The organism is Lewinella sp. LCG006, from assembly GCF_040784935.1.
Classification (GTDB): domain Bacteria; phylum Bacteroidota; class Bacteroidia; order Chitinophagales; family Saprospiraceae; genus Lewinella.
On record NZ_CP160680.1, the window covers coordinates 1866410 to 1890005 of the forward strand.

Consider the following 23596-nt stretch of genomic DNA (forward strand, 5'->3'; position numbering starts at 1 on the left):
CTCTCTATTACCCTACCTTAAATTGCCGCAAATCATATTTAAAGTTGAGCATAAAATATTGTTGCAGGACATTGGTTTGCAGGTCTTGCGTATATGTTTCGGTGATTGTTCGTGACAGACTGTTGTTTTGCTTGAGAAGGTCAAAAACGGAGAGCGAAATCTCCCCTCTTTGGCTTTCAAATATTTTCTTCCCAATACTCATGTTCCAGAGTAGATAATTTTGGTCAAAATCGTCCGCAAGCCCTTGGTAGAATTGGTGCGTAAGGTCGGTTCTAAACACCAGGCCATTGCCCAAAATCCAGGCCAACTTCAAGCGGGTGCTTTGGTTGAGGTAATTGTTGTTGCTTTGGGTTTGCAAGGAGTTGGTAGCCACATTGTACCGACTGCGTGAAGAGACCGTAAAATCTACTTGCTCGCTAATATTACTGCTCAGGGTAAACCCTATTCCATAGCTGGTATTGCTTGAATAATTCAAAGCTTCATTGACCATTCCCGGTGTTTTAACATAATCGGTTGAAAAATCCAGATTGATATTTGATTTGATAACAGCCAGGGGAAAACCATAGGTAACCAGAGAGCGCAAATTCCAGTAGCCATCAAGGTTCACCGTTTGGGTAAGTTGGCTTCCTGCGGCAACATTGTTTTCGACCAGAACTGGGAAATCGTTGGTACTGGTTCCCAAGTAGGTACTTTTTCCGAGGTAATTATTGGTATACCCTCCTCTGAGCAAAACAAATAACACGGAAGATTTCTCGGTATTCGTCTTTGAATACCTCGCATTCATGCTGTGCTGATAAGCTTGTACGAGGTTGGCATTGCCAATGGTCAACTGAAGCGGGTTGCTGTTGTCAATCACCTCTTGCAACTGATCGGTAGAAGGGAGCTGCGTACTGGCACGATAGGACAAGTTAAAGTTTTCCGTTTTGGAAAACTGGTAACGCAACCTGAGCAAGGGCAGCACATTTAAAAACGTACGCTCACTGCTGTTTTCAAAAGGAAAAACTTGTTCACCTATCAAATTGGCCTGCTGTACATTGGCCCTGGTCGTGATTGACAGATCTCCTTGCCGAAAATTATAACCTCCTCCCAATTGTTGGGTGTAATAATCATTGGAATAAAGATTACTAAGGCCCGTATTGAGCAAGTCATAATCCTGAGTTGCCTCGTCAAAGTCGCGGGTTTCCTTGTCGCTTTCTTCTTGTTGATAACTCGTCCGATAATTGAAAGTCAGCATGCTATTTTTTCCAAGAGGTTCGGTGTACTGAAAGTTTGCTGCCATGTTCCAGCTGTTTAAGTCGAGGGTCGACTGCTGCTGTAGCGAGGTAGAATCTGGTGAAGGCGTTGTGAATATATTCTCAGAAAAAAGGAAATTCTCCCCTTCCTTAGGGGCATAACCGGCATTGACATTAACGGAAAAAGTACGGCCTCTTTTAGCAAACTTGTGCCTCCACAGGAGGCTATTGCTCCAATTCATGGCCGCGAGGTCAGCATTAAAATCGAGGTCGGTTTGACTTAGTAAGTTATCATTCAACAGGGTTTGCCCCAATAGGGTTTCTACACCATTGTTGCTTTGCCAAGACAGCTTGGGTTGCCAGATGATAGAATTTTGGGGATTGACATCATAATTCAAACGGCCTGCGAAGCGATGATTAGTATTGGTACTCGTCGCCCGGCTTTCTTCTGTATAAAATTCGTTGATCCCTTCGGTATCAAAAAACTGCTGCCGTGTTAATTGAGTAGCATTGTTCATGGATGTGTTGAAAAAATAGCTTGCGGACAGTTCTATCTTTTCGCCCCATTTATCCGAAAAATTGACACCAAAGGCATTCGCACTCGTAATCCCGCCCTGTTGGGCAACCAAAAAATCGTTGGCATTGCCACTATTACCATCTCGTCCCCGCCCTCTGCCGCCGCCTCGGCGACCACCTCCCCGACTACCACCAGAAGAGCTTACGACACCCAGTAAATCTTCCGAAGAAAAATTCTGTTGATTGATATTGTTTGACAGGCCAAGTAAAGAAATACGTTGGTCACCACTGAAGAAGTTGATATTCCCTCCTGCCTGGTATTTATCTTCATAACCGTAGCCAGCATAAACTTTGCCAAAAGTACCATTACGCATCTCCGTTTTGGTGATAATATTAATGGTTTTGGAGACCTCACCATCATCAAACCCCGTAAATTGAGCTTGGTCACTTTGTTGATCAAAAATTTGGATCTTATCTATCACTTCCGCGGGGAGGTTATGAAGTGCGGCAGCGGGATCGCTACCGAAGAAGGGTTTTCCATCCACTAAGACCTGCTTTACATCTTCTCCTTGGGCCTGAATTTTACCACCCTCAAGATTAACGGTGGGCATTTTTTCAATCAAGTCCTCGGCACTAGCATCGGGGAGTATTTTATAAGCATCGGCATTAAACTGGGTGGTGTCGCCCATTTGTATGACAGGCAAGACTTTTTCTGTCACCTGTATTTCTTCCAATTCTACGCCTTCTTGAAGTGACAACACCCCCAAGTCGAGGGCTCGGTCATTGACAATGATTTCTCTGCGAATTTCCTGAAAGCCAATAAACGAAACCGACAATTGATAAGCGCCTTTTGACACGGCATCAAATCGAAAAACACCTCTCTCATTTGTGATGGTAGCAAGGGTATTGCTATTGTTTTCACCAACAAGCACAACGTGAGCACCGGGTAATACTCCTCCGTTAGCAGCATCAGTAATTCGACCTTCTACAGGAAAATTCTGCGCAGTAGCAATTGTAGTAACGAATAGACTCAATAAGGCGAACAAGATAGGCTTCATAGGAAATTGATTTAGCAAAATAGTTATCAGTAATCTCGATTTACAAACTACGGTACTTGGACAACTTCCGCCTTCCTTATTTTCCCACCACTCAGAAAATAATCTCTTTCACCTTGGGGGCATAACTCCGGCTCACCCTCACTACATCGCCATTGTGCATCCTTACGTCGTAGGTATGCCCTTCGCGAAAGACTTCTTTGACATAGTTAATATTAATAATGGTAGAGCGATGAATCCGTAAAAAAAGCTGGGGATTCAGCTTGACTTCGATTTGACCAATCCCGTATTGACTAAGGAAGCGTTGCTCGGCAGTGATCAAGCTGCTGTAATCACCATCGGCACTTATATATTGGATATCTGCCACACTGACGGCCACGAGTTTGCTGCCTTTGGCGACCAAAATTTTACTTGGATAAGCATTGCGGTCTTTGTCATCCACCATGGCTTGGGTAAGTTGCAAAACTGCCTGTTGTGGTTGGTGAAGTCGTTTACTCAGGTGATTGATAGCTGCTTCAAAACGCTCACGGGTATAAGGTTTGAGCAAGTAATCTACCGCGTGTAATTCAAAGGCTTTGAGCGCGTACTGATCAAAAGCCGTGGAGAAAATAATCAGTGGCAGTTCATCCAGATGGGTGAGCACCTCTAGCCCCGTCAGGCCAGGCATCTGTACATCCAGAAAAATCAATTCGGGCCGCAGTGCTTTGATCATCCGTACCGCATCAACGCCATTATTGGCTTCTCCTACGATAATCAACTCGGGATGATTGGACAGGTACTCCCGCAGTAGCTGCCGGGCGGGAGCCTCGTCGTCAATGAGAATTACTTTCTGCATGGTAAACTTCTCTGGGGATGGTAATATGGATGTTGGTACCTTGGGGATGGTTGGGGCTGATCTTCAATTCGCTCCCGTATTTCAGTTGGAGTCTACGACGGGTATTCCCCAGTCCTATGCCCTGCCCGCTGGTAGGGGTGCTGTTCGTGAAACCAACACCGGTGTCTCGGATATGGATATGAATCTGACCCGCTTTTTCTTCAATATTAATAGCAATACTACCTCCATCCACCAAAGGACTAATACCGTGCCGAATAGCATTCTCCACCAAAGGTTGAAGCAGCATTGGGATCACTGGTGCATCCTCCGCCTGGGTATCCAGCTGAATATCAACCCGCAGACGATCTCCAAAGCGGGCCTTTTCCAATTGAAGAAATTTCTTGACAAAATCGACTTCTACCTTCAGGGGCACCACTTCTTGATTGCTTGCCCATAACTGATAGCGAAAAAGATCTGCCAGGTCAGCGATCAATTCGCGGGTGTATTCTTGCGCTGGTGGTACCGACGCACTGATGGTGTTAAACGTATTGTACAGAAAATGAGGATTAAGCTGGGCTTTTAACGCCGTCAACTCACTCTGCAATGCCGTCTGTTTGAGCATCGCTTCCCGCTGCTGGCTTTCCTGTACTTTTTGGTAATAGTCATAGGTATGAAAAATACCGAATTGCAGAACATAGAACAAGGCCGGAATGTAGATATCCCACCACTCCCCCGGCCCCCTCAAGTAGCCAAGGCCCAGGAAGGTACACAAAGCATAATAAAGCTGCTGCCACACTTTTACAAAAATGGGCAGCAGCAGCAAATGCAACAGTATTTTTGAACTCAAACGCCAATCCACCAAAAGCCGAAACATGAGCCACCAAATAGGAAGCGTCAGCAAGCCTTTCAGCGGGTAATCCATAAAAACCTGGTATTGATAATAAGTGTCCCCAGTGCTTCTTCCACTTGACCAATTGATAGCCAGAAAGTAAAAAATGGCGAAAGCCGCATAAAACCCTGCCACTAACAGCATTTCCCGAGACCAGATGATTTGGCGAAAGCTTTTTTGCATGGTACTCATTTAAAGCACTTGTCGGTTGATCTGTTAAAGCTCTATATTTTTTTTCGCATCTCCCCACTCTAATCGATCAATAGCCATTACCATCGGTGAATAGACAATAGCACTTGTACTTGGAAAAGGAGCTTCTACACCAAATGAAATCTTTTGATAAGCTTTTAATAAAAAATTTAGTCGTATTTTTGAAAGATATATGGCCTTGTGGCCTTGATACTATCCTGTTACGACCATAAAATGAGATAGCCTGACCAGCTATCGTTTTGTAAACGTACCGTTCTGATCGGTTCGAAGTGTTGTTAATAAACAAATTGTAATCTTATGCAACAGCTCTACGCGATGGGTAGAGTACTGGCTAATCTAGACTTTAGATACAGTACTTTGCTTGTTTTTCTTATTCTCAACTCCACATTATTGATAGCTCAAATGCCTCCCTGTGCTAACACAGCGGTCGAAAGTACCGTTTTCGACGATGGCTGGCAGGATGGCGACAATGATGGCGTGGGTTTCGGCCCCTGGATGTTGAACCCTAGCTCCAATTCGGGAACCAGTGGTTTCTTCGTAGCTACATCTACGGAAAATGGTGATGGCGATACCAATATGGATGGCGATATTGATTTTGGTGTCGGTCGTGCACTGGGCATGTATGCCAATAGCGGTGGACTTGCAGAAGCTGTTCGTGCTTTTTCCGAACCAGTAGCCGTGGATGGTTTCGTAAGTGGTTCGATTGACAATGGTTTTGTGGATGGCACTGTTGGTTTTGCTTTACGCAATTTGAGCGGTGAAAATCTGATGGAGTTTTATTTCCGGCAGGGCGAAGCTGACTACAAAACCAATGATGCCGCTGGCGAACAAGGCACGGGCCTTGCTTATACGGATGAGGGGATGACTTTTACCATCACCTTGCTTACCCCATCTACTTATGAACTCACGGTAAACACGCTGGATGGAGCAATGACTGTTTACAATGGAACTTTGAATAATCCAGGTGGTGGACAGCTTATCTCCCAGATTCGCTTCTTCAATGCGAATGCGGGTGGCGGAGCAGCGCCTAATTTTTACATCGGAGACTTTGAAGTCTGTAATCCTGTTCCTGCACCAGTATGTGAATCGACTGCCTCCGATGCTGCTGCCTTCGATGATGGATGGCAAAACGGCGACCCTAATGGTGCAGGTTTCGGGGCCTGGATTTTGTCCACTAATTTCAACAACCCTAGCAACGGTGGCCATTTTATCGCATCCTCCACTAGTAATGGCGATGGTGATTCAAATGCAGATGGTGACATTGATGCCGGAGGAGACGCTTTCGGGATGTACGCTAATAGTGGTGATGTTTCCACTGCTATTTTACCTTTTGCCAGCCCAATGGTGTCATCAGCTACCTTTTCGCTGGACATGGACAATGGGTGGATTGATGGAGGCACTGTGGGTTTTGCTTTGCAAAACGCTAGCGGAGAAAACTTGGCAGAATTCTATTTCCGCAGCGGAGAGCCTGACTACAAAACCAATGATGCTGCCGGAGAACAAGGTACCGGTGTAGGTTTTACGGACGAAGGCCTTTCCTTGGTTTATTCCCTTACCTCCGCCTCTACTTACAGCTTGATGGTCACTAGCCTTGATGGTGGTGCCGTCTTCAACTACAACGGCACACTCAATAGCCCTGGCGGTGGACAAGCCATCGTGCAAGTGCGGCTATTCAATGCAAATGCAGGACCTGATGGGCAGCGCAATGCTTATTTCAATAATTTTGAACTGTGCTTGCCACCACCGGCTCCCGCCTGTAGTATCACCAACCTAACCGTAGGCGCACAAAGCGGCTGTAACGCCACTGACAACACTTACACACAAGCAATCACCGTATTCTACCAAAATCCTACGATGGGTGGAATGCTGGTCGTCAATGGACAAAGCTTTGCCGTCACTGGCAGTCCACAAACCATTACACTCATTGGTTTAGACTCAGATGGACAGGCTGTGGATGTCACGGCCGAAATTACCGGCGGAGACCAATGTACGCTTACCGCTAATGCGCTCTTCACTGCTCCGGAGGCCTGCCCTCCTTGTATGATTGAAGGAGCAACAGCAGGTGCCCAAACTGCTTGTCAGTTCCTAACCAATACCTACACCCAAGAGATCACTATCACTTACAGCAATGCTCCCGCCACAGGATTCCTGGCGGTCAACGGGGAGTTGTTCCCAATTACGGGCAGCCCACAGACTGTTGTGCTTGCGGGTTTGAACTCAGATGGCGCTGCCGTTGATGTAAATATCAACTTTACGGATGAAGATTGTGCCCTCGTCCTGGAAGGTTTGTTTACCGCCCCTGAAGGCTGTCTCGCTGAAATCGATTGCAACGGAGATGACACCACCGGCGCTTCTTACCAGGATGGCTGGCAGAGTGGTGACGGCGATAGCGATGCCTTCGGACCTTGGGTATTGAATACCCAATTCGGCAACCCAGCCAACGGCGGTCACTTTATTTTCACCTCTACTCAAAATGGCGATGGCGATACCAATGGTGACGGTGATATTGACACCGGTGGTAGCGCACTAGGGTTTTATGCCAATAGTGGTGACGTATCCGAAGCGACCCGTCCTTTCACGGCTCCGCTACTTCCTGGCGAACTGTTGAGTTTTAGTTTCGATAATGGTTGGGTCGACGGCGGAGCTGTTGGAGTAGGCCTACAAAATGCAAACACCCAAAACCTCGTCGAATTCCTTTTTATTGCCGGAGATGCCACCTACAGTATTGTCGATGCTAATGGATTGCAGTCGACAGGTATTCCTTTTACCGATGAAGGAATGAATATAAGCATCCTCCTGGTTGATGCAACGACCTACCAGCTAACGATTACGACCTTAGGTGATGGCAATACCTATCACTTTGCCGGACCCTTGAGTGCGCCAATTTTTGGCCAGGTTCCTGCTCAGGTACGCTTCTTTAATGCAGATGCTGGTGGCGAAGCCCAAAGGAACGCTTATGTAAATAGCCTGGAAATTTGTCGCCGCTTCTGTGAAGCAGTCGTCATTGACTTACAAGGCGATTGTGATGGCAATGGAGACGGGGCAATTACCATTGAAGTTTTAGGAGCTGTTCCTCCTCTGAGCTACACCATCAGTGATGACAGTGGAAGCACAAATGGTAGTAGCGCAACCAATATTATTGAGATCACCGATCTATCAAGCGGTGTCTACGAAATTACCATCACAGATGCTACCGGATGTGAATCAGTCGTGGAAGAAACCATTGAAGAACTAACCACCAACCTGGCCTGTATCGGCGATTTGAATGTGACCCTGGGAGCCAACTGTTCTACTACTATTACTCCGGGTATGGTCGTCACTGGGTTTATCGGTTGTGTAGACGAATTTATAATAACCGTTGATGATGGTAATACAGACGTCGTGACGGGTTGTGGCAACCACACTTACATGCTTGTTGCTCTCCAGAATGGTGAAGAAATTTACACCTGCTGGGGCAACATCTTCGCCGAAGACAAGACCGATCCTATCGTTGAATGTCCAGACGACACCGATGCTGCGACGATCACCGAAGAGGTAAGCTACTTTGGTGGTGCTTTGTCAGTGACGGATGCCCAGCTGGAGCTGGCCAACTACTCTTGTTTCTTGGAGATCCTGAGCCCGGTTGCTGGTCTTCACTACTATGATACGTATACCTTCACGGTAACGACAACGGATGTGTACACCTTCATTGGTGAGTTGATTGGCCCTGCCTTCAATGCAAACATCGCGCTGTATGCTGGTGATTTCAACCCTGATGAGCCTTGCCAGAACATCATCGGTCACAGCGAAGCACTGAACTTCTTACCGGTGGGCAACTTGCTTGCTCCTGGCTTGCGCATGGTGCTGCCTTTACAGGCTGACCAGACCTACACGCTGTTTGTCTCCAGCCGTACGCCTGCCAATGCTACTGGCGACTACCGTATCTACACTTACGCTGATGGCGACGGATCCATCCCTGGTCTTCCTTTCGAGGAAACCAATGTTCCATTGCAGTTGGCTTTACCACTGATTTGTACGGATATCGACGAGATCGTTTTCGACTTCCCACAAAGCTGGATCGTCAATGCGGATGGTACCCTGGATGTGGTTGCTACGCGCAACACCTTCTTTGGGGGTAGCCAGACGGCACTCAATGCTTTCCTCGAAAAGTTGGGCTACACGGGTATTCCCGTGGCGACCGACAACTGTGGTCAGGTACTCGTGACGGTAAGTGATGTCGTAACAGAAGCTGGTGACTGCGGTTCCTGGACCGTTAGCCGGACCTTCTCGGTTGCTGATCGCTACAACTCTAACTGTATCGGCGCACCACGGACGGACGTCTGCACGCAGATCATTACCGTTCGTAAGCCTATGCTGGCCGACTTGTTCCTCCCTCCATTTACGGTGCCAATCGAATGTGACGAGGCCTTCACCGTGGATGCCAATGGCAACCCATCGGCTGATGTGACAGGCTACCCATTTGTCCACACGACATTTGGCTACCAGTCGCTGAACCAGTCTTACTGCAACCTGGGCGCGTCTTACTCCGACGAACCACGGATCGTCGTTTGTGATGGTGCTTACAAGTTCCGTCGTGAGTGGAACATCATCGATTGGTGTAACCCCGGCGGTTCGATCATTGCGAACCAGTTGATCAAAGTTGGTGACTTTACGGGTCCTGAAATCACAGGTATTCCTGCGGTGATCAACGTATCGACTTCACCATTTGGCTGTTTGGCCAATATCGCTATCCCCACCCCAACCATCACGGATGGCAACGGTTGTTCTAGCGTATTCCTAACGTCTTACACCGTACTGGCCTTTGGCGAAAGCTTCTTTGCTGGTGGTAACATTGCTGATGGTGATGTGGTGCAGGCACCAATTGGTACCCACACCCTGATCCTTTGTGCCGAAGATGCTTGTGGTAACGAAACTTGTGAAGAATACACGGTAGTGGTTACCGACGACATCGAGCCAACAGCTTCTTGTAACGACGACATCAACGTATCCATCGGTGGTGGTGATGTAGCCAACGGTATCGAAGGTATCGCGCGCCTCTTCGCTGCTGACGTGGACGAAGGTTCTAACGACAACTGTGGTGAAGTAACCTTGGAAGTACGTCGTAACTACTGGCGCAACAACACTTGTGATGCAAGTGCCAGCCGCTGGAGCCCATGGGGTGACTTTGTAGACTTCTACTGCTGTGATATCGACAACGAAATCACTATCGAACTACGTGTAACCGACGAAGCTGGCAACACCAACATTTGCTGGCAAGTTGTTACTCCAGAAGATAAATTGAACCCATTCTGCTACGCACCAGCACCAGTCACCTTGACTTGTTCTGATCTGCCACTGGCCTTCCCTGGTGATATTGCTACGGCTTACGACGAAGACTTTGCTGCTACTTCTACCATGATGAGCGCGATCTTCGGCGGTGCTACCGGTACAGACAACTGTGCGGTGGATACCATCGTAGAGCGTACGCCAAACTTGCAGGTTAACGATTGTGGTTGGGGAACCATCACGCGTCGTTTCGAAGCTTGGCAATTGCGCCCAGAGGGCGATGCTAACGGCAACGGAGCTATCGACATCAACGAAGTATACCGTTCGACGAACAGCTGTAGCCAGCTGATCACGATCACGGAAGTACACGACTTCACGATCGACTTCCCAGAAGATGCTGACGCTGATTGTGGCGATCCTGATGTACCAACGATCATTACGACCACTGTAGGTTGTGATGTATTGAGCGTAAACATTGGTGAGCCAGTGATCTTCTCTGCTACGGGTGATGAGTGCTACAAGTTCTCGATCACTTACGATGTAATCAACTGGTGTGTTTGGGATGGTGAGTACGAAGGACTTGTTCTTCCTCGCATGACCGAAGACGACGGTGAGGCACTTCCTGTAGACCGTGCGGTAGAAGGCAACGAGCGCCCAGTAGTACGGGTGGTGAGTGGCTTTGGCCCAGTAGACAACAACTGTGATGGTGTAGCTGATGCTCAGCAAGGCATCCAGTACAGCGTAGTGATCGATCGCCGCCACAATGACCGTGACGGAGATTCTGACATCGCTGATGTGATCTATGACAACATCCCAGGCAACACTCCTGGTTGTATTCCTGCCGACCAGTTTGGTCGTCGCAACTACGGTCGCTACATCTACACGCAATTCGTGAAAGTGTACGACTCTACCGCACCAGTGGTAGCAGTGGGAGAGTACGGTGGCCCAACGGCTAACTGCCCTAACCTGCTTCCTGGCCAGTTTGGTGATGATGATGGTAACTGTGAAGAAGCAGTAAGCATTCCGTTCAGTGTATCTGACGAGTGTGAATTGTTTGACGGAGCAGGTAACCTGGTGGTAAGCATCGTATCTGCTGAGCTTGATGCTTTCGCAGTAGACGCTAACGGCGACGGCGACATCAAGTCGAACGAATTCGTAGCAGATCAGAACGTACTATCCTTGATCACCGACAATGGTGACGGCACTTACGTATTCGCAGGTACTTTCCCAATCATTACCAACGCGATGGGAGACAATGTCTACCACGCAGTACGCGTATTGTTTGAGGACGGTTGTGGTAACCAGACCAGCGAGACCATCGTCTTCGATGTGATCGACTGTAAAGGACCAGCACCAGTATGTATCAACGGCTTGACCGTGACCCTGATGCCTCAGGAAGATGGTGGTTGTGCGATGGCGATCTGGGCTTCTGACTTCGAAGGTTCACCAATCAGTGACTGTACTGGTCAAGGACCAGAACTGTTCGGTGGTCTACCTCGCGTGACGAAGTACGCTATCTACCGTGCAGCAGATGTAGAAGCTGATCCTAACTTCGTACCAAGCCCAGATGATACTGGACTGGTATTGACGCAGGATGATGATGCATCAACCGTAGTTTACGTATACGCCTTCGACGAAGATGGCAACTACGACTACTGTGAGACCTATGTACTGGTACAGCAGCACGTTGACTGTGGCGCTGGAACAGGCACCCTGTCAGGTGTGATCGCTACAGAATATAACGAAACGATTGAAGGTGTGGAAGTAAGTGTGAATGGTGGTGCTGTAATGAGCATGACTACAAATACAGACGGTACTTACAGCTTTGATCTTGAGCTAGGAGGTGACTACTCTATCACTCCATACTTGAACGCTAACCCACTGAATGGTGTGTCTACGTTTGACTTGGTATTGATGAGCAAGCACGTTCTTGGAGTACAGGTTCTTGATAGCCCTTACAAGCGCATTGCTGCGGACATCAACCGTTCTGGAAGTATTACGACGCTGGATATGATCCAGTTGCGTAAGTTAATCTTGAACATTGATACGCAGTTTGCCAACAACACGAGCTGGCGCTTTGTGGATGCTGCTTACGAGTTCCCTGTACCTACCAACCCATGGCACGAAGCGTTCCCTGAGTTGATCAATGAGAACAACTTCTCCGCTGACATTCTTGATGCTAACTTCGTAGGCGTGAAGATTGGTGACGTAAACGGTAACGCTCAAGCCAATGCTTTGGCTGGTGACGATCGTACGTTGAACGGTCAGTTCAACTTCGAAGTAGAGAACGTAAGCGTGAAAGCTGGTAACGTATACACGGTAGCATTCCGTGGTGCTGACATGGCATCGGTAGAAGGCTTCCAGGGTACGCTGAACCTGAACGGAGCAGAGTTGGTAGACATCGAGTACGGTGTAGCTACAGCTGAGAACTTCGGTATGCGTTACGCTGCTGAAGGTCAGATCACTACTTCTTGGAACGGTAAAGCTACTTCTGAGGACGTATTGTTCAGCCTGGTTATCCGCCCAACAGTGGATGCTGAGTTGAGTGACGTAATCAATGTATCTAGCCGTTACACTGCTGCGGAGGCCTACCCCTCTGTCCTCGCGGACATCTCCCCTGAGAGGGGAGAACAGGTGCTTGGTTTAGGGGTGGTGTTTAGCGGCAGAGACGCTTTGCAAAGCGTCTTTACGGTATACCAGAACACGCCAAACCCATTCGCGGTAGAAACCTTGATCGGTTTCAATTTACCTGAGGATGCAGAAGCAACAGTAACGATCAGCGACGCAAGTGGTCGCGTCCTGACTGTAGTACGTGGTGATTACGCAGCTGGTTACAACACGATCAACTTGACCAAGGAGATGATCCAAGGTGCAACGGGTGTATTGACTTACACGGTAACTGCCCGTCTGGCCAATGGCGAAGCCGGACAGGCCGGTGAGTTCACTGCTACCAAGAAGATGATTGCTGTAAAGTAAGGATGGATGGTTATAGGGTGAATTTGTGAATTTGCCCTATTCCAATAAATACGATTACAGGCGGCGGTATCCTTCGGGGTGCCGCCGTTTTTGTTTTTTTGTACTTAAACAGACTACACAAACCGGAATTTTGCGACGTAGGCATAGACAACGGAATACAGCGACGTAGGCACAGCCAACGCCGAACGGGGATTTAAGGAGGAGCTTACAGGGCAAATTCATGAATTTGCCTGATTTACCCAACCCCGATTTGTCCAACCCGTCCGGCGATAAGCGCGCAGGCCGGAGGCTGGAGCGCGGGCCCCGAATACCATACCGACCTTCAGTCACAAACATAAGAGGGATGGGAGCCGCTAAGTAGAGCAGGGTTTTATACCCTGCTACGTAGGTAGTAGGGTTTTATACCCTGCATGAAGGAGCAATGGACAACCTGGTGCTAATGCGTTTGGTCAAAATCCTCGACAATTTTCAAGACGAGCATAATGTCGAAATAAAACTCGCGGATCAGGTCGAAGTGGATATTGGAAGTAAAGATGCTGGGCTCCAACAAGTCTCGCTCTTCACTGATGGCGGTAAAAATATTTCGGTCAATAAAAGAGAGGTAAATGTCTTTTCCGGTGATCTCTACATAGCGGCCGAGTGCATCCTGCATGGGTTCTGACAAAATACCCTGAACATGGGTATCTTCGGTGGCGTAGACCAGAAAATGTTCACGAAAAAAAGGATCATTGATCTCGTGATCCACATTTACACCGCCCTGGAAATTAAACTCTTTGATACTTTTTGTCAAAAAATGTTTGCGCTTGCGAGGCCACACCACAATGGTGCCTTGGGTGTCTTCTTCGGCGAAAATAGCGTGTAGAAAAACCCCTTCAAAAACATCCTGCAGCTTGTTGGTCATGCTGGACATATCGCGAACGACCAGCTCCGACAGGGCAAAAGGCATCTCTCCTACCATCCCCTTGATAAAATCTTCGCCCACGTAGTATTGGGCGGGCGTGGTAAAAATATTGCTTTGCTGAAACAGCAATTTGGGAATCATCTGGCGAGGATCGTAGCTGAGGTTGGTAAAATTGAGCTGCTCGTTCATGAAGTCGAGGATCAGCCCTACAATACGCGGCTTGAAGGTTTGTCGGAATTTTTGAATTTGATAACCCAGGTAAAAAATATAGAAAGTGATGGGCATGATCAAAAACAGCGAGATCAGCACCACCCCTAAATAGGCCGAAATGGTAAGGATGAGGAAAATAATGAGCGCCGAAAGAAAAATAAGGGTAAGCAGGCGCTTCCGCAGGCGCTCCGTGCGCTGCAGCTCTGGAAAAATGTGGGTATTGTAATAGCGCCGAAACGCATCCAGATTGATCAGCTCCATAAGGCTGGCAAAATAAGAAATAATTAGCTGGACTTTAGCCGTTGGGTCAAAGTTGTAGTGGGATACGGACAGCTTCACGTCCTTAAATTAGAAATTTGCGATATTGGTCACGCTAAACATACTCTTCTCATGTCCTCTACGCTCCATTATCAATCGGATGTTATTATTGTGGGTGCCGGCATTGCTGGCATTATCGCAGCTATTGAGTTGCTCGATGCCGGGAAACGGGTATTGATCCTCGACCGGGATGTGGAGCAGGAGCTGGGTGGGCTCGCAAAATGGGCTTTTGGGGGAATGTTTTTTGTAGACACCAAACACCAACGCCGCAACGGCATCAAAGACAGCATAGAACTGGCGCGCCAGGACTGGTACAATTTCGCCGATTTTGCGGAAGATGAATACTGGGGCAAACAGTGGGCCGATCAGTACCTGCACCTCTGCACCGATCACGGCTATCATTGGTTGAGAAAAAATGGGATTGACTTTTTCAGAGTGCTCAACTGGGTAGAACGAGGACTGAACAACGACGGCAACTCCGTCCCCCGCTTCCACATGGTTTGGGGTACGGGCTGGGAGCTGGTGCAGGTTTTTAAGCGCAAGCTTTTAGGGCACCGCAATCACCACCTTTTAAGCATTCATTATGAGCATCGTGTACTGGAACTCTTGGGCAATAGCGCAGGGGTGCAGGGGGTGCATGGCCAATTGGAGGGCAAGGACACCGCCTTTACCGCTGTAGCGGAAACGGTGATTGTGGCGACGGGCGGCATCAACGGCAACATCGAAAAAATACGACAAAACTGGTACCCCGCTTGGGGCAAACCACCGGAGGTCATCCTCAATGGTGCACACAAATATGCGCTTGGTGACTTGCACGATGCTACTGCCGCTATTGACGGCAATGTCGTGAACCTCGATAAACAGTGGAACTATGCGGCGGGTATTAGGCACTATGCACCGCGCAAAAAAGACCATGGCCTCAGCCTCGTCCCTTGCAAAACGGCGCTTTGGCTCAACTATCGGGGCGAACGCATGGGCCCGGAACCGCTGATTACTGCCTACGACACCCGCTACCTGGTAGAGCGCATTTGTGAGGAGGAAGAGAAATACTCCTGGCAGGTACTCAACTATGGCATCATGCTGAAAGAGTTTGCCATCTCTGGCTCGGAGCACAATCCTGCCTTCCGCGACAAGAAATTCCTCAAAGTCATCAAGACGGTATTATTGGGCAACAAAGAACTCGTCGATAAAATAATCGCCGATTGCGAAGATGTGCTTGTTGCTGATACCCTGGAAGAGCTCGTCGACAAAATGAATGCCCTACAAGGTACGGATGCCGTACAGCTACAGGATGTCAAAGCCGCCGTAGCTGCCTACGACGAGAGCATTGACCAGGGGCCACCCTATCGCGACAAGCAACAACAGCGCATCCAACATGCCCGGCAGTGGCGGGGCGATAAGGCCCGTACCAGCAACATGGCCAAAATTGGTGATCCTAAAAAGGGGCCTTTTGTGGCCATCAGGGAGTTTATCCTTTCCCGAAAAAGCCTTGGTGGCATCCAGACTGATCTGAGTGGACGGGTGCTGCAAAAGCCGGATATTGCTGGCCAGCAAGCACCCATTCCTGGCTTGTACGCCATCGGCGAAGCAGCAGGGTTTGGCGGCGGCGGGATGCATGGTCATCGCTCGCTGGAAGGCACTTTCCTGGGGGGCTGCGTCATCACGGCGCGGGTGACGGCGCAGGCCATCCTGGGGAAGACCTTGTGATCTAGTGCTTAGGTACGGATTTTTTTTATTCGCCACGGAGACACGGAGGTTTTTTAGCCACTAAAGCACGAAAACACGGAATTACACAAAAGATTTTTTAACCATAGAGGCACACAAACACCTTAGTATTACCGCACCCCGCACTAGAAGTCGGAGGTCGGAAGTCGGAAGTCGGAAGTATTACCGCACCCCGCACTAAAAGTCGGAATGGCACGGAATATATTTTTGAGAATTTTAGTGCTTTATTAGTGGCTATTCATGTTTTCTTGCACAAGCCTGTTTATTCAAAATTCTCTGTCTACTTTTGCATTACGAACAAGTCTATTAGCAAAACCAATTACTTTGTCCTCATTTCCTCTTCTTCCTCATGTAAGTCAAGACCGGCTGGCTATTCGGCTCAAACCGGCGGCGGAGCGGATGGTGCGCAAACAGCACCCTTGGGTTTTTGAAGCTTCCATCACGAAGCAGAACAAAGAAGGGAAGGCTGGTGATTTGGCCATTGTTTTTGACCAAAAGAAAAATAAGTTTTTGGCCTTGGGCTTGTACGACCCCTTTTCTCCGATTCGGATTAAGTTGCTCCAATACGTGCAGTCGGCCAATATTGATCGGGGTTGGTTGGAAGAAAAAATTGACGAAGCCTACGCCAAACGTGTGCCGCTCTTGGCCACAAACACCAACAGCTATCGCCTCATTTACGGCGAAAACGACGGGCTCCCCAGCTTGATCGCCGATGTGTACGATCATGTGCTGGTCGTGAAATTGTACAGCCTGATTTGGCTCCCCTATCTGCAAGATCTTTTTGAGCTTTTGCTGGCAAAAAGCAAAACCAAGACGCTGGTGCTGCGGCTGAGTAGGAATGTTCAGAAGCAACAAGCAACCCTGCAAGGCTTACATGATGGGCAAATCATTTATGGCGAATTACCCAATCCGGAGATTATCTTCCGCGAGCACGGGATACTGTTCAGTGCTAACGTCATTGCCGGGCACAAAACCGGCTACTTCCTGGATCATCGCCACAATCGCAAACGGATTGGAGAATTAGCAGCCGGGAAGCGGGTTTTGGATGTCTTTTCCTACGCTGGCGGGTTTTCTGTACATGCTTTGACTGGCGGTGCTAAAGAAGTGACCAGCCTGGACATTAGTGCCCAGGCCCTCGAAATGGCGAAAAAAAATGCCCTGCTCAACCTCGAAGATCCGCCGCTCCGCACCTTGGCACAGGATGCTTTCAAAGCACTGGAAGAACTGCAACAGGCTGGCGAAAAGTTTGAACTGATCATCGTTGATCCACCTTCTTTTGCCAAGAAAGCCAGTGAAATTGAAGGGGCTTTACACAGTTACGGCCGCCTGGCTAAACTAGCCCGGCCCCTGGTGGCTAGAGGCGGCATACTGGTCATGGCCTCCTGCTCCAGTCGAGTGACCACCGAAGAATTTTTCACCCTGATGACCCAGGAGTTGCAAGCTTCCGGACAACCTTTCACCGAAATGGAGCGCAGCTTCCACGATGTGGATCACCCGATAGGATTCCCGGAGGGTGCTTATTTGAAATGTATCTATTTTCAATTGTAGAGCTCAAAGATCATGAAATTGATTCAGCCCCCCCCTAATAGCATGTTTGGAGCGGATTACTTTTGAAAATCAATGATTTAGCGTTCTGGCTAAACTCAAAATCACGCGCTTGGCGGGTCAAGTAAGTGATTTTGAGTGACGCCAGGTTGCTAAATGCTTGGTTTTCGGTGTAAGCAAGCTCCAAACATGCCCTTAGACAAGGAAATATCACTTGTGAATTAGGCTTTGGGCGCATCCCGCTAGGGCGGGTCGCTCCCTTTCGGGGTTCGCTTTGCTCCGTGCCGCCCTGGTGGCAGCGGCACACCGTTGCCACCAGGGCGGCACTGCTCACTTCGTTCGCACCCTACAGGCAGCTTGCGCGAGGAAAATGCTAGTGGCGTGGATGTCCTTGACGATGGTCTACAATTGTTTTAAAAAGGCCCTAAACCAAGCAAGAGCTTTTAAAAAGTATTTCTTCTCACGTATTTTCGCACCACACTTCGGTTGCTATCCGACAAGCCCGACATGAGTAACTCTTCACGATTGACTTCTATTTTCCAGCTTTCAGGTGTTCCTCCTTCTTCGTGAGGCAATAGCGTAATTTCTGGCTTGTGTCCATGAATGTGCCAATTTCATCTATCATCTTATTCACCACCACCTTCGGCGCAGGAAACGCTTGGTAGAGCCATGAAGAACACCTTCCAGTGCGTTTTTATAAACTCATCTTCAGTGGCTGTCGTGGCTTTGTGTTGTACTGTAGTAGCTAAGTTTTGGTAACACGCTAAATATCCTCTGCGTTTCTAAGAAAAAAAAATTAATCTTCTCAAGAGCCAGCAATAATTACTTTTTTATTACTCCCTCTTCAATCATGTATTCTTTTATATATTCAAGACTGCGATAAGTTGCATTTTTTAACGTCAATACGTAGAGCTCATCAACCCGGCTTTTCATATCTTTTTTAGCTCCTGGACCGTTCCACATGTTATTGATAGCTTCCGTGACGGTCATCGTCGATGAAACTTTTCCCGTCATTCCGACGATTTCTGTTTTCATTTCTACCGTAGCCCATTCTGAAATTAAAGTCCCCGAGTGTGAATATTTTTCAACGCCTCCTTCTTTGATAGTTATGATAACATCAACAACTGAAGCTGTGCCTACATTTCCATTAAATACCCTCTCTGTAATATTAGCAATTATGGCCTTATGGTTACTATTATGCGGTGGTATGTATTTTCTCTTGTGATGGTTATAGCTTGTAAAAAAGGGGATATGGAGATCGAAATCGGTCGAAATAGAGTCTCGATCATCAATAATGGTGAAACTATTGAGCCTTAATGGAATTTCTAGTTCTCTATTAGAAATATCTTCTATGGTGTTAATTTTTGTTGTATAACAGGACTGTAAAACTAACAACACAGTAATCATACATCACTTCTGCGCCGCTTTTTGGGCTTCATTGGCCCGATGAATGGTTTGCTACTTCAAGCCCTGTTCGTAGCGCTAGAGCAAATATTGTCGCGGTGGCACACACAGCGCCGCCATGGCCCCAAACATACCCCCTTTAAAGCTGGTCCATCTGCTCCAAAAGCCAGTTTCGCTCGGTGAGTGGCTCTGTCGTTTCGATGAGTATTTTGAGGTTGGCTTTGGCGCTCTTATCGAAGGGGTTGAGGTTGGTCATTTTTTGGCAGATGGCGATGATATTCAGATAATTTTCGCGGTGATAGCCGACCATTTTCTTGCGTTTCAGGAAGCGCCACATGGCCGAAAGGTGGGAATCCAGCAATCGTTCCTCCTTTTGGATAAAGTGAATTTTCATGAGTAAAATTTTGGCGGCCACATTTAGCAAAAGATCACTATAGTCTGCTTTTTGTAGCAATACAATCGCAGCAGTAAAATTTTGTCGTTCGTATTCCAGCTTCGCCAGGTTGAAACTAAAAATGGCTTCCCGGTATTGAATTTCGAGGAATTCCTTTTGTTCCATGAGGAAATTTTCCACCCATTCGTACTCTTCCAATTTGAGACCAAGCGCGACTATATTTCGATACGCAAACCGGGAGATATTGCCATCGAGCGTGAGGAGCTTTGCCTCAAGCATCTCTCGGTAGAGTTGAAATGCTTCTCGGCCCGATTCCTTTTTGCCTTCGTTGAATTGGCGGATGCTAAAATTGATCGCAAACAAGTAAATATCCCTTAATTCATCGGGAGGAAAAAGAAGGTGATGCTTTCCTAGTTCTTCCTTCACTTTATGAAAAAATGGCTGGCCATTTGCTTCGCTTAGCATTTTGAAGCTATAGAAATAAATCCCCGCAGCGGGCCACTTTTCCCAAAAGTGATCCGCAAAATGGGGCAGTAGGGGCAGCAATAAGCCCAAGTCATATTCCACTTTGTTGACAGCCTGATAGGAACGGATGAGGCAGGCATGCCGCAACTTTTCCATCAGGTAAGCAGCATCGTACTCGTCCGTGAGTGCTTGCAGGTGCTGTTCGCCGGTTCGTTGCCTTTTCTCCGACAGCATGTGTTTTTCCTGCAGGAGATTGAAGTTTTGTCGGTGCCAGTCGGCGTTTCTAGAGGGCGATTCGTCCAGTAATTTTTCTGCTTCTCGCACCGTAAACATAAAATGTCGATCTAGTCCCCGGGATCGAAACGCCTTGATAAGTTCCGTTTTCCGATTGATTTCTTTTGCTTGTACGGATCGAATGAAAAGGTATTCTTCTAGCAATTTTTGCAACCAACTCATCACTTGCCGAATGCGTTGTGGTTCGTAAGCATCTCGAGGGAACAAAACCGCAAAAGCCTCTTCTTTGGTTGGCGTACTTTCCTTGTTGATGATTAGCTCGAAAAGGGCCTGCACATCTTCTCTGAGGTTAAAAAAAGGGGAAGCCAAAAACTTTTGCGCTTCCTTGATTTCTTTGTGATTGAGCGTAGCAATGAGTTCAACAAGGCGGCTTTTTTGCATTTTTCTCGAAATTATTGAAGATACTGGAGGTCTATTATTTTTATAAAAAAAGCATCTATCTCAATAAAAATAGGGCTTAATGGCTATTATTTACTGATTTTAGATTTATAAATTTGATTAATTGTCTTTTGTAAACCAGAGGAGATGGTCCAAGTTTGTCGTATCAAAAATACTTCCACCATGATCGCAAGAAATATACTCCTTCTGGTTTTTACCGCCTTTCTCTCCTTTCTGAACATGCCACTTATTGCCCAAGGTTGGGAAGAAGCCTACAATGGCCCTAATGATCAGGATGCTGCTTCCGATGTACTTTTGACCAGTGACGGAAATTACATTGGACTTGGGCGATCTGGAGCAGCTTTCTCTGGTTTGACCCAAGTGATAAAAACTGACCCCAATGGAGTTATGCTGTGGCAACAGACCTACGGTTCGGGTGTAATGAATATGAACGCCATCATCAACACGACGGATGGTGGCTATGCGATGGCAGGGCATCATTACACCAGTCCGACAGATAATGGCATAGCACTCGTAAAGCTCGATGCACAGGGCAATATGCTTTGGCTGAAAGATTTTGCCTGTTGTACTGATCTGGCCAATGATGTCATCCAGACACCTGACGGTGGCTATTTGATCGTTGGACTACACCCACAAGCACCCTATGCCGCCCTAGCCATCAAGACCGATGCGAATGGTGATGAGGTCTGGTCAAACAGCTACTATGAAATGACCGTGCAGCAATTTTTCCTTCATGATGGGTTCCGACGAGTAGTCATGCGGGATAATGGCAATTACCTCATGATCGGAAGCCTGGAAGGCACCCTTCGTTTGACGGAAATCGATGATCTGGGGACAGAAGTCTGGGACACCACGCTGAATAATCCGCAAATTGACTATCTCGAAGCCGGAGATTTGGAAATAACCAATGATGGTGGAATTTTAGTAGCTGCCAGCCGCTGGGCTAATAACCAACGCCGAGGAGGCTTCCTCTGGAAATTTGATGCCAATAGGAATGAGTTGTGGACCAATTTCACCACCACCCTGAATGACGGGGCAGAATCGCTCAGCGAAAACGCCGCCGGAGAACTTTTCATCGGTCGACGCAATCTAGTGGAAAAAAGAGATGCCAATGGAAACCTCATCTGCCAACTCAACGAAAACGGTGATTGGAACTGGAAAGCCGTAGAAGTGGAAGCTACTACTGATGGTGGAGCCATTGCAGCAACTACCCTTGCCTTTTCGACGTTTTCCAACCTGGCACTCGCCAAAATGGATGATGCCTGCGTTGCCTCCGTTCACGCCATCGCTGGTAATGTAAATCTTGATGCCGACGGTGACTGCATATTCAATGGTGCCGGGCAAAATTTGCAAAACTGGATCGTGGAAATGAAAGACGGTGCCGTTTCTTATTATGACTTCACGGATGCAAATGGCAATTATTTCTTTCCCATCTCACCAGGTATTTACACCCTGACCCTCCATCCACCGATGAGCTATTGGGGAACTTGTGCGGAGACACTTCCCGTCCTTGTCGGAAACACTCCCGACACCGTGTACCAGGACCTACAAGGTACGCTGCTAGAAGAATGTCCCTACCTCTACGTAGATTTGGCGAGCCCTCCCATGCGACCATGTGTAGGAAAAAACGCAAGTGTTTATTACGAAAACTTCGGTACAGCTACAGCCGAAAACGCCTCGATCATTATCAGCCTCGACCCACTTCTTTCCATCACCACGGCCTCCATGCCTTTTACTTCCCTTGCGGAGAACCAGTATGAGTTTTTACTCGGCGATCTCGATCCTGGTGTTACTGGAGGAATTATTTTCGAGGTACTCACTGATTGTGACGCCGAACTGGGGCAAGAACTGTGTCTGCAAGCCAATATCTACCCGGATACCCTCTGTGGAGACATGGCGTGGATGGGAGCCGTCATTGATGTTCAAGGAGACTGTAGCGGGGAAAATATTGATTTCAAAATCAAAAATATTGGCCAAGCCAACATGGTTGCTCCGCTGGAATTTATTGTCGTAGAAGACGAGGTAATGTATATGCAAGGTGAATTCGACCTGGGCGTAGGAGAAACCTACGACATCATGATTCCCAACACCCACAGCACTTACATTGCTCAAGCGGAACAAGAACCTGGCTACCCAAACGGCAATTTTGCTATAGATGTAGTTGCTTTTTGCCAAAACCCCAATCTCAACAATCCTTTTAGCACCGGATTCATCAACCAATTTCCACTAAACAATGCCACGCCGAGCGAGGATATAGAATGCGTTGAAGTCGTCAACTCCTATGACCCCAACCGCAAAGTAGCAACCCCCACGGGATATGGCCCGGACCATCTCATCGAAGCCAATACTTTGCTGGAGTACCAAATAGATTTTCAAAACACTGGAACGGATACGGCATTCAATATTGTTATTCGGGACACTCTTTCCTCCTTCCTGGACATCACCAGTTTCCGTCGGGGAGCTTCGAGCCACAGTTATGACGTACAACTGGAAGGAAGCAATGTGCTGGTCTTCTCCTTCCCCAATATCAACTTGGTGGACAGTATTGCCAACGAGCCATTGTCTCACGGCTTTGTGGAATACCGCATTACTCCCAAGAATGACGTCGCCAATGGTACTGTCATTGAAAACAGTGCAGCCATTTATTTCGATTTCAATCCCCCCATCATTACCAATACCACCTGGTACACCATTGGCGAAGCCTTCATCCTCGTAGCTATTGACGCCCCGTATCAGGAAACGCTATCGCTGGAAGTTTATCCGAATCCCGCGACACCTAACACCAAATTGCGCCTCAAAGGAGCTCCTTCGCAAAATACCGAGATGAAATTATTTAACGCCCAAGGTCAGAAGGTGGCTCAGGCTTCCTTCTACCACGACCAATTCCCCCTCGGTGCGATGGGCTTGGCAAAAGGCGTTTATTTTTTCCAGATTTGGTCAGAGGGAGCATTTCTGGGGAGTGGAAAATTGATTATTCAGTAATA

Annotated in this window: 10 protein-coding genes; 4 read left to right on the forward strand and 6 right to left on the reverse strand. The window is 47.8% G+C overall.

Going from position 1 to position 23596, the window contains the following annotated elements; genetic code table 11:
* Positions 1-7: 7 nt before the first annotated feature.
* From AB0L18_RS06280 to AB0L18_RS06290, 3 genes are all read right to left on the reverse strand, one after another.
* On the reverse strand, positions 8-2806 hold the full coding sequence (locus tag AB0L18_RS06280) for an outer membrane beta-barrel protein (protein ID WP_367391731.1): 2799 nt from the start codon (positions 2804-2806) through the stop codon (positions 8-10).
* A gap of 91 nt (positions 2807-2897) precedes the next feature.
* Complete coding sequence (locus AB0L18_RS06285) at positions 2898-3638, reverse strand: LytR/AlgR family response regulator transcription factor (protein ID WP_367391732.1); 741 nt, start codon at positions 3636-3638, stop codon at positions 2898-2900.
* Positions 3616-4689: a sensor histidine kinase gene (locus AB0L18_RS06290; RefSeq protein WP_367391733.1), complete on the reverse strand. Its 1074-nt coding sequence runs from the start codon at positions 4687-4689 to the stop codon at positions 3616-3618. Before AB0L18_RS06290 ends, AB0L18_RS06285 begins: the two co-directional genes overlap by 23 nt.
* Positions 4690-5013: 324 nt before the next feature.
* Here AB0L18_RS06290 and AB0L18_RS06295 point away from each other — a divergent pair, with 324 nt between their 5' ends.
* Positions 5014-12957 (forward strand): hypothetical protein, encoded by a 7944-nt coding sequence (locus tag AB0L18_RS06295; protein ID WP_367391734.1) that lies wholly within the window; start codon positions 5014-5016, stop codon positions 12955-12957.
* A 436-nt stretch (positions 12958-13393) separates the two neighbouring features.
* Here AB0L18_RS06295 and AB0L18_RS06300 read toward each other — a convergent pair whose 3' ends face one another.
* Positions 13394-14407 (reverse strand): DUF3137 domain-containing protein, encoded by a 1014-nt coding sequence (locus AB0L18_RS06300; RefSeq protein ID WP_367391735.1) that lies wholly within the window; start codon positions 14405-14407, stop codon positions 13394-13396.
* A 51-nt stretch (positions 14408-14458) separates the two neighbouring features.
* Here AB0L18_RS06300 and AB0L18_RS06305 point away from each other — a divergent pair, with 51 nt between their 5' ends.
* Both AB0L18_RS06305 and AB0L18_RS06310 read left to right on the forward strand, forming a co-directional pair.
* Positions 14459-16093, forward strand: coding sequence for an FAD-binding dehydrogenase (locus AB0L18_RS06305; protein ID WP_367391736.1), 1635 nt, complete (start codon positions 14459-14461; stop codon positions 16091-16093).
* Positions 16094-16435: 342 nt separating this feature from the next.
* Positions 16436-17659, forward strand: a complete 1224-nt coding sequence (locus AB0L18_RS06310; protein WP_367391737.1) for a class I SAM-dependent rRNA methyltransferase — start codon at positions 16436-16438, stop codon at positions 17657-17659.
* A gap of 819 nt (positions 17660-18478) precedes the next feature.
* Here AB0L18_RS06310 and AB0L18_RS06315 read toward each other — a convergent pair.
* Both AB0L18_RS06315 and AB0L18_RS06320 read right to left on the reverse strand, forming a co-directional pair.
* A complete protein-coding gene (locus AB0L18_RS06315) occupies positions 18479-19063 on the reverse strand; it encodes a hypothetical protein (RefSeq protein ID WP_367391738.1) in 585 nt (194 codons plus the stop codon).
* Positions 19064-19199: 136 nt separating this feature from the next.
* The gene (locus AB0L18_RS06320) at positions 19200-20594 is read right to left on the reverse strand and encodes a hypothetical protein (RefSeq protein WP_367391739.1); all 1395 of its coding nucleotides are present in this window, start codon (positions 20592-20594) and stop codon (positions 19200-19202) included.
* A 180-nt stretch (positions 20595-20774) separates the two neighbouring features.
* Between AB0L18_RS06320 and AB0L18_RS06325 the strand changes: the two genes are divergently transcribed.
* Positions 20775-23594, forward strand: a complete 2820-nt coding sequence (locus tag AB0L18_RS06325) for a T9SS type A sorting domain-containing protein (protein WP_367391740.1) — start codon at positions 20775-20777, stop codon at positions 23592-23594.
* The last annotated feature ends 2 nt before the right edge of the window (positions 23595-23596 follow it).

What these genes read in the sequence shown, in the direction of transcription:
- AB0L18_RS06280 (WP_367391731.1), bottom strand. Translation starts at nt 2,806, where the DNA reads ATGAAGCCTATCTTGTTCGCCTTATTGAGTCTATTCGTTACTACAATT.
- AB0L18_RS06285 (WP_367391732.1), bottom strand. Translation starts at nt 3,638, where the DNA reads ATGCAGAAAGTAATTCTCATTGACGACGAGGCTCCCGCCCGGCAGCTA.
- AB0L18_RS06290 (WP_367391733.1), bottom strand. Translation starts at nt 4,689, where the DNA reads ATGCAAAAAAGCTTTCGCCAAATCATCTGGTCTCGGGAAATGCTGTTA.
- AB0L18_RS06295 (WP_367391734.1), top strand. Translation starts at nt 5,014, where the DNA reads ATGCAACAGCTCTACGCGATGGGTAGAGTACTGGCTAATCTAGACTTT.
- AB0L18_RS06305 (WP_367391736.1), top strand. Translation starts at nt 14,459, where the DNA reads ATGTCCTCTACGCTCCATTATCAATCGGATGTTATTATTGTGGGTGCC.
- AB0L18_RS06315 (WP_367391738.1), bottom strand. Translation starts at nt 19,063, where the DNA reads ATGATTACTGTGTTGTTAGTTTTACAGTCCTGTTATACAACAAAAATT.
- AB0L18_RS06320 (WP_367391739.1), bottom strand. Translation starts at nt 20,594, where the DNA reads ATGCAAAAAAGCCGCCTTGTTGAACTCATTGCTACGCTCAATCACAAA.
- AB0L18_RS06325 (WP_367391740.1), top strand. Translation starts at nt 20,775, where the DNA reads ATGATCGCAAGAAATATACTCCTTCTGGTTTTTACCGCCTTTCTCTCC.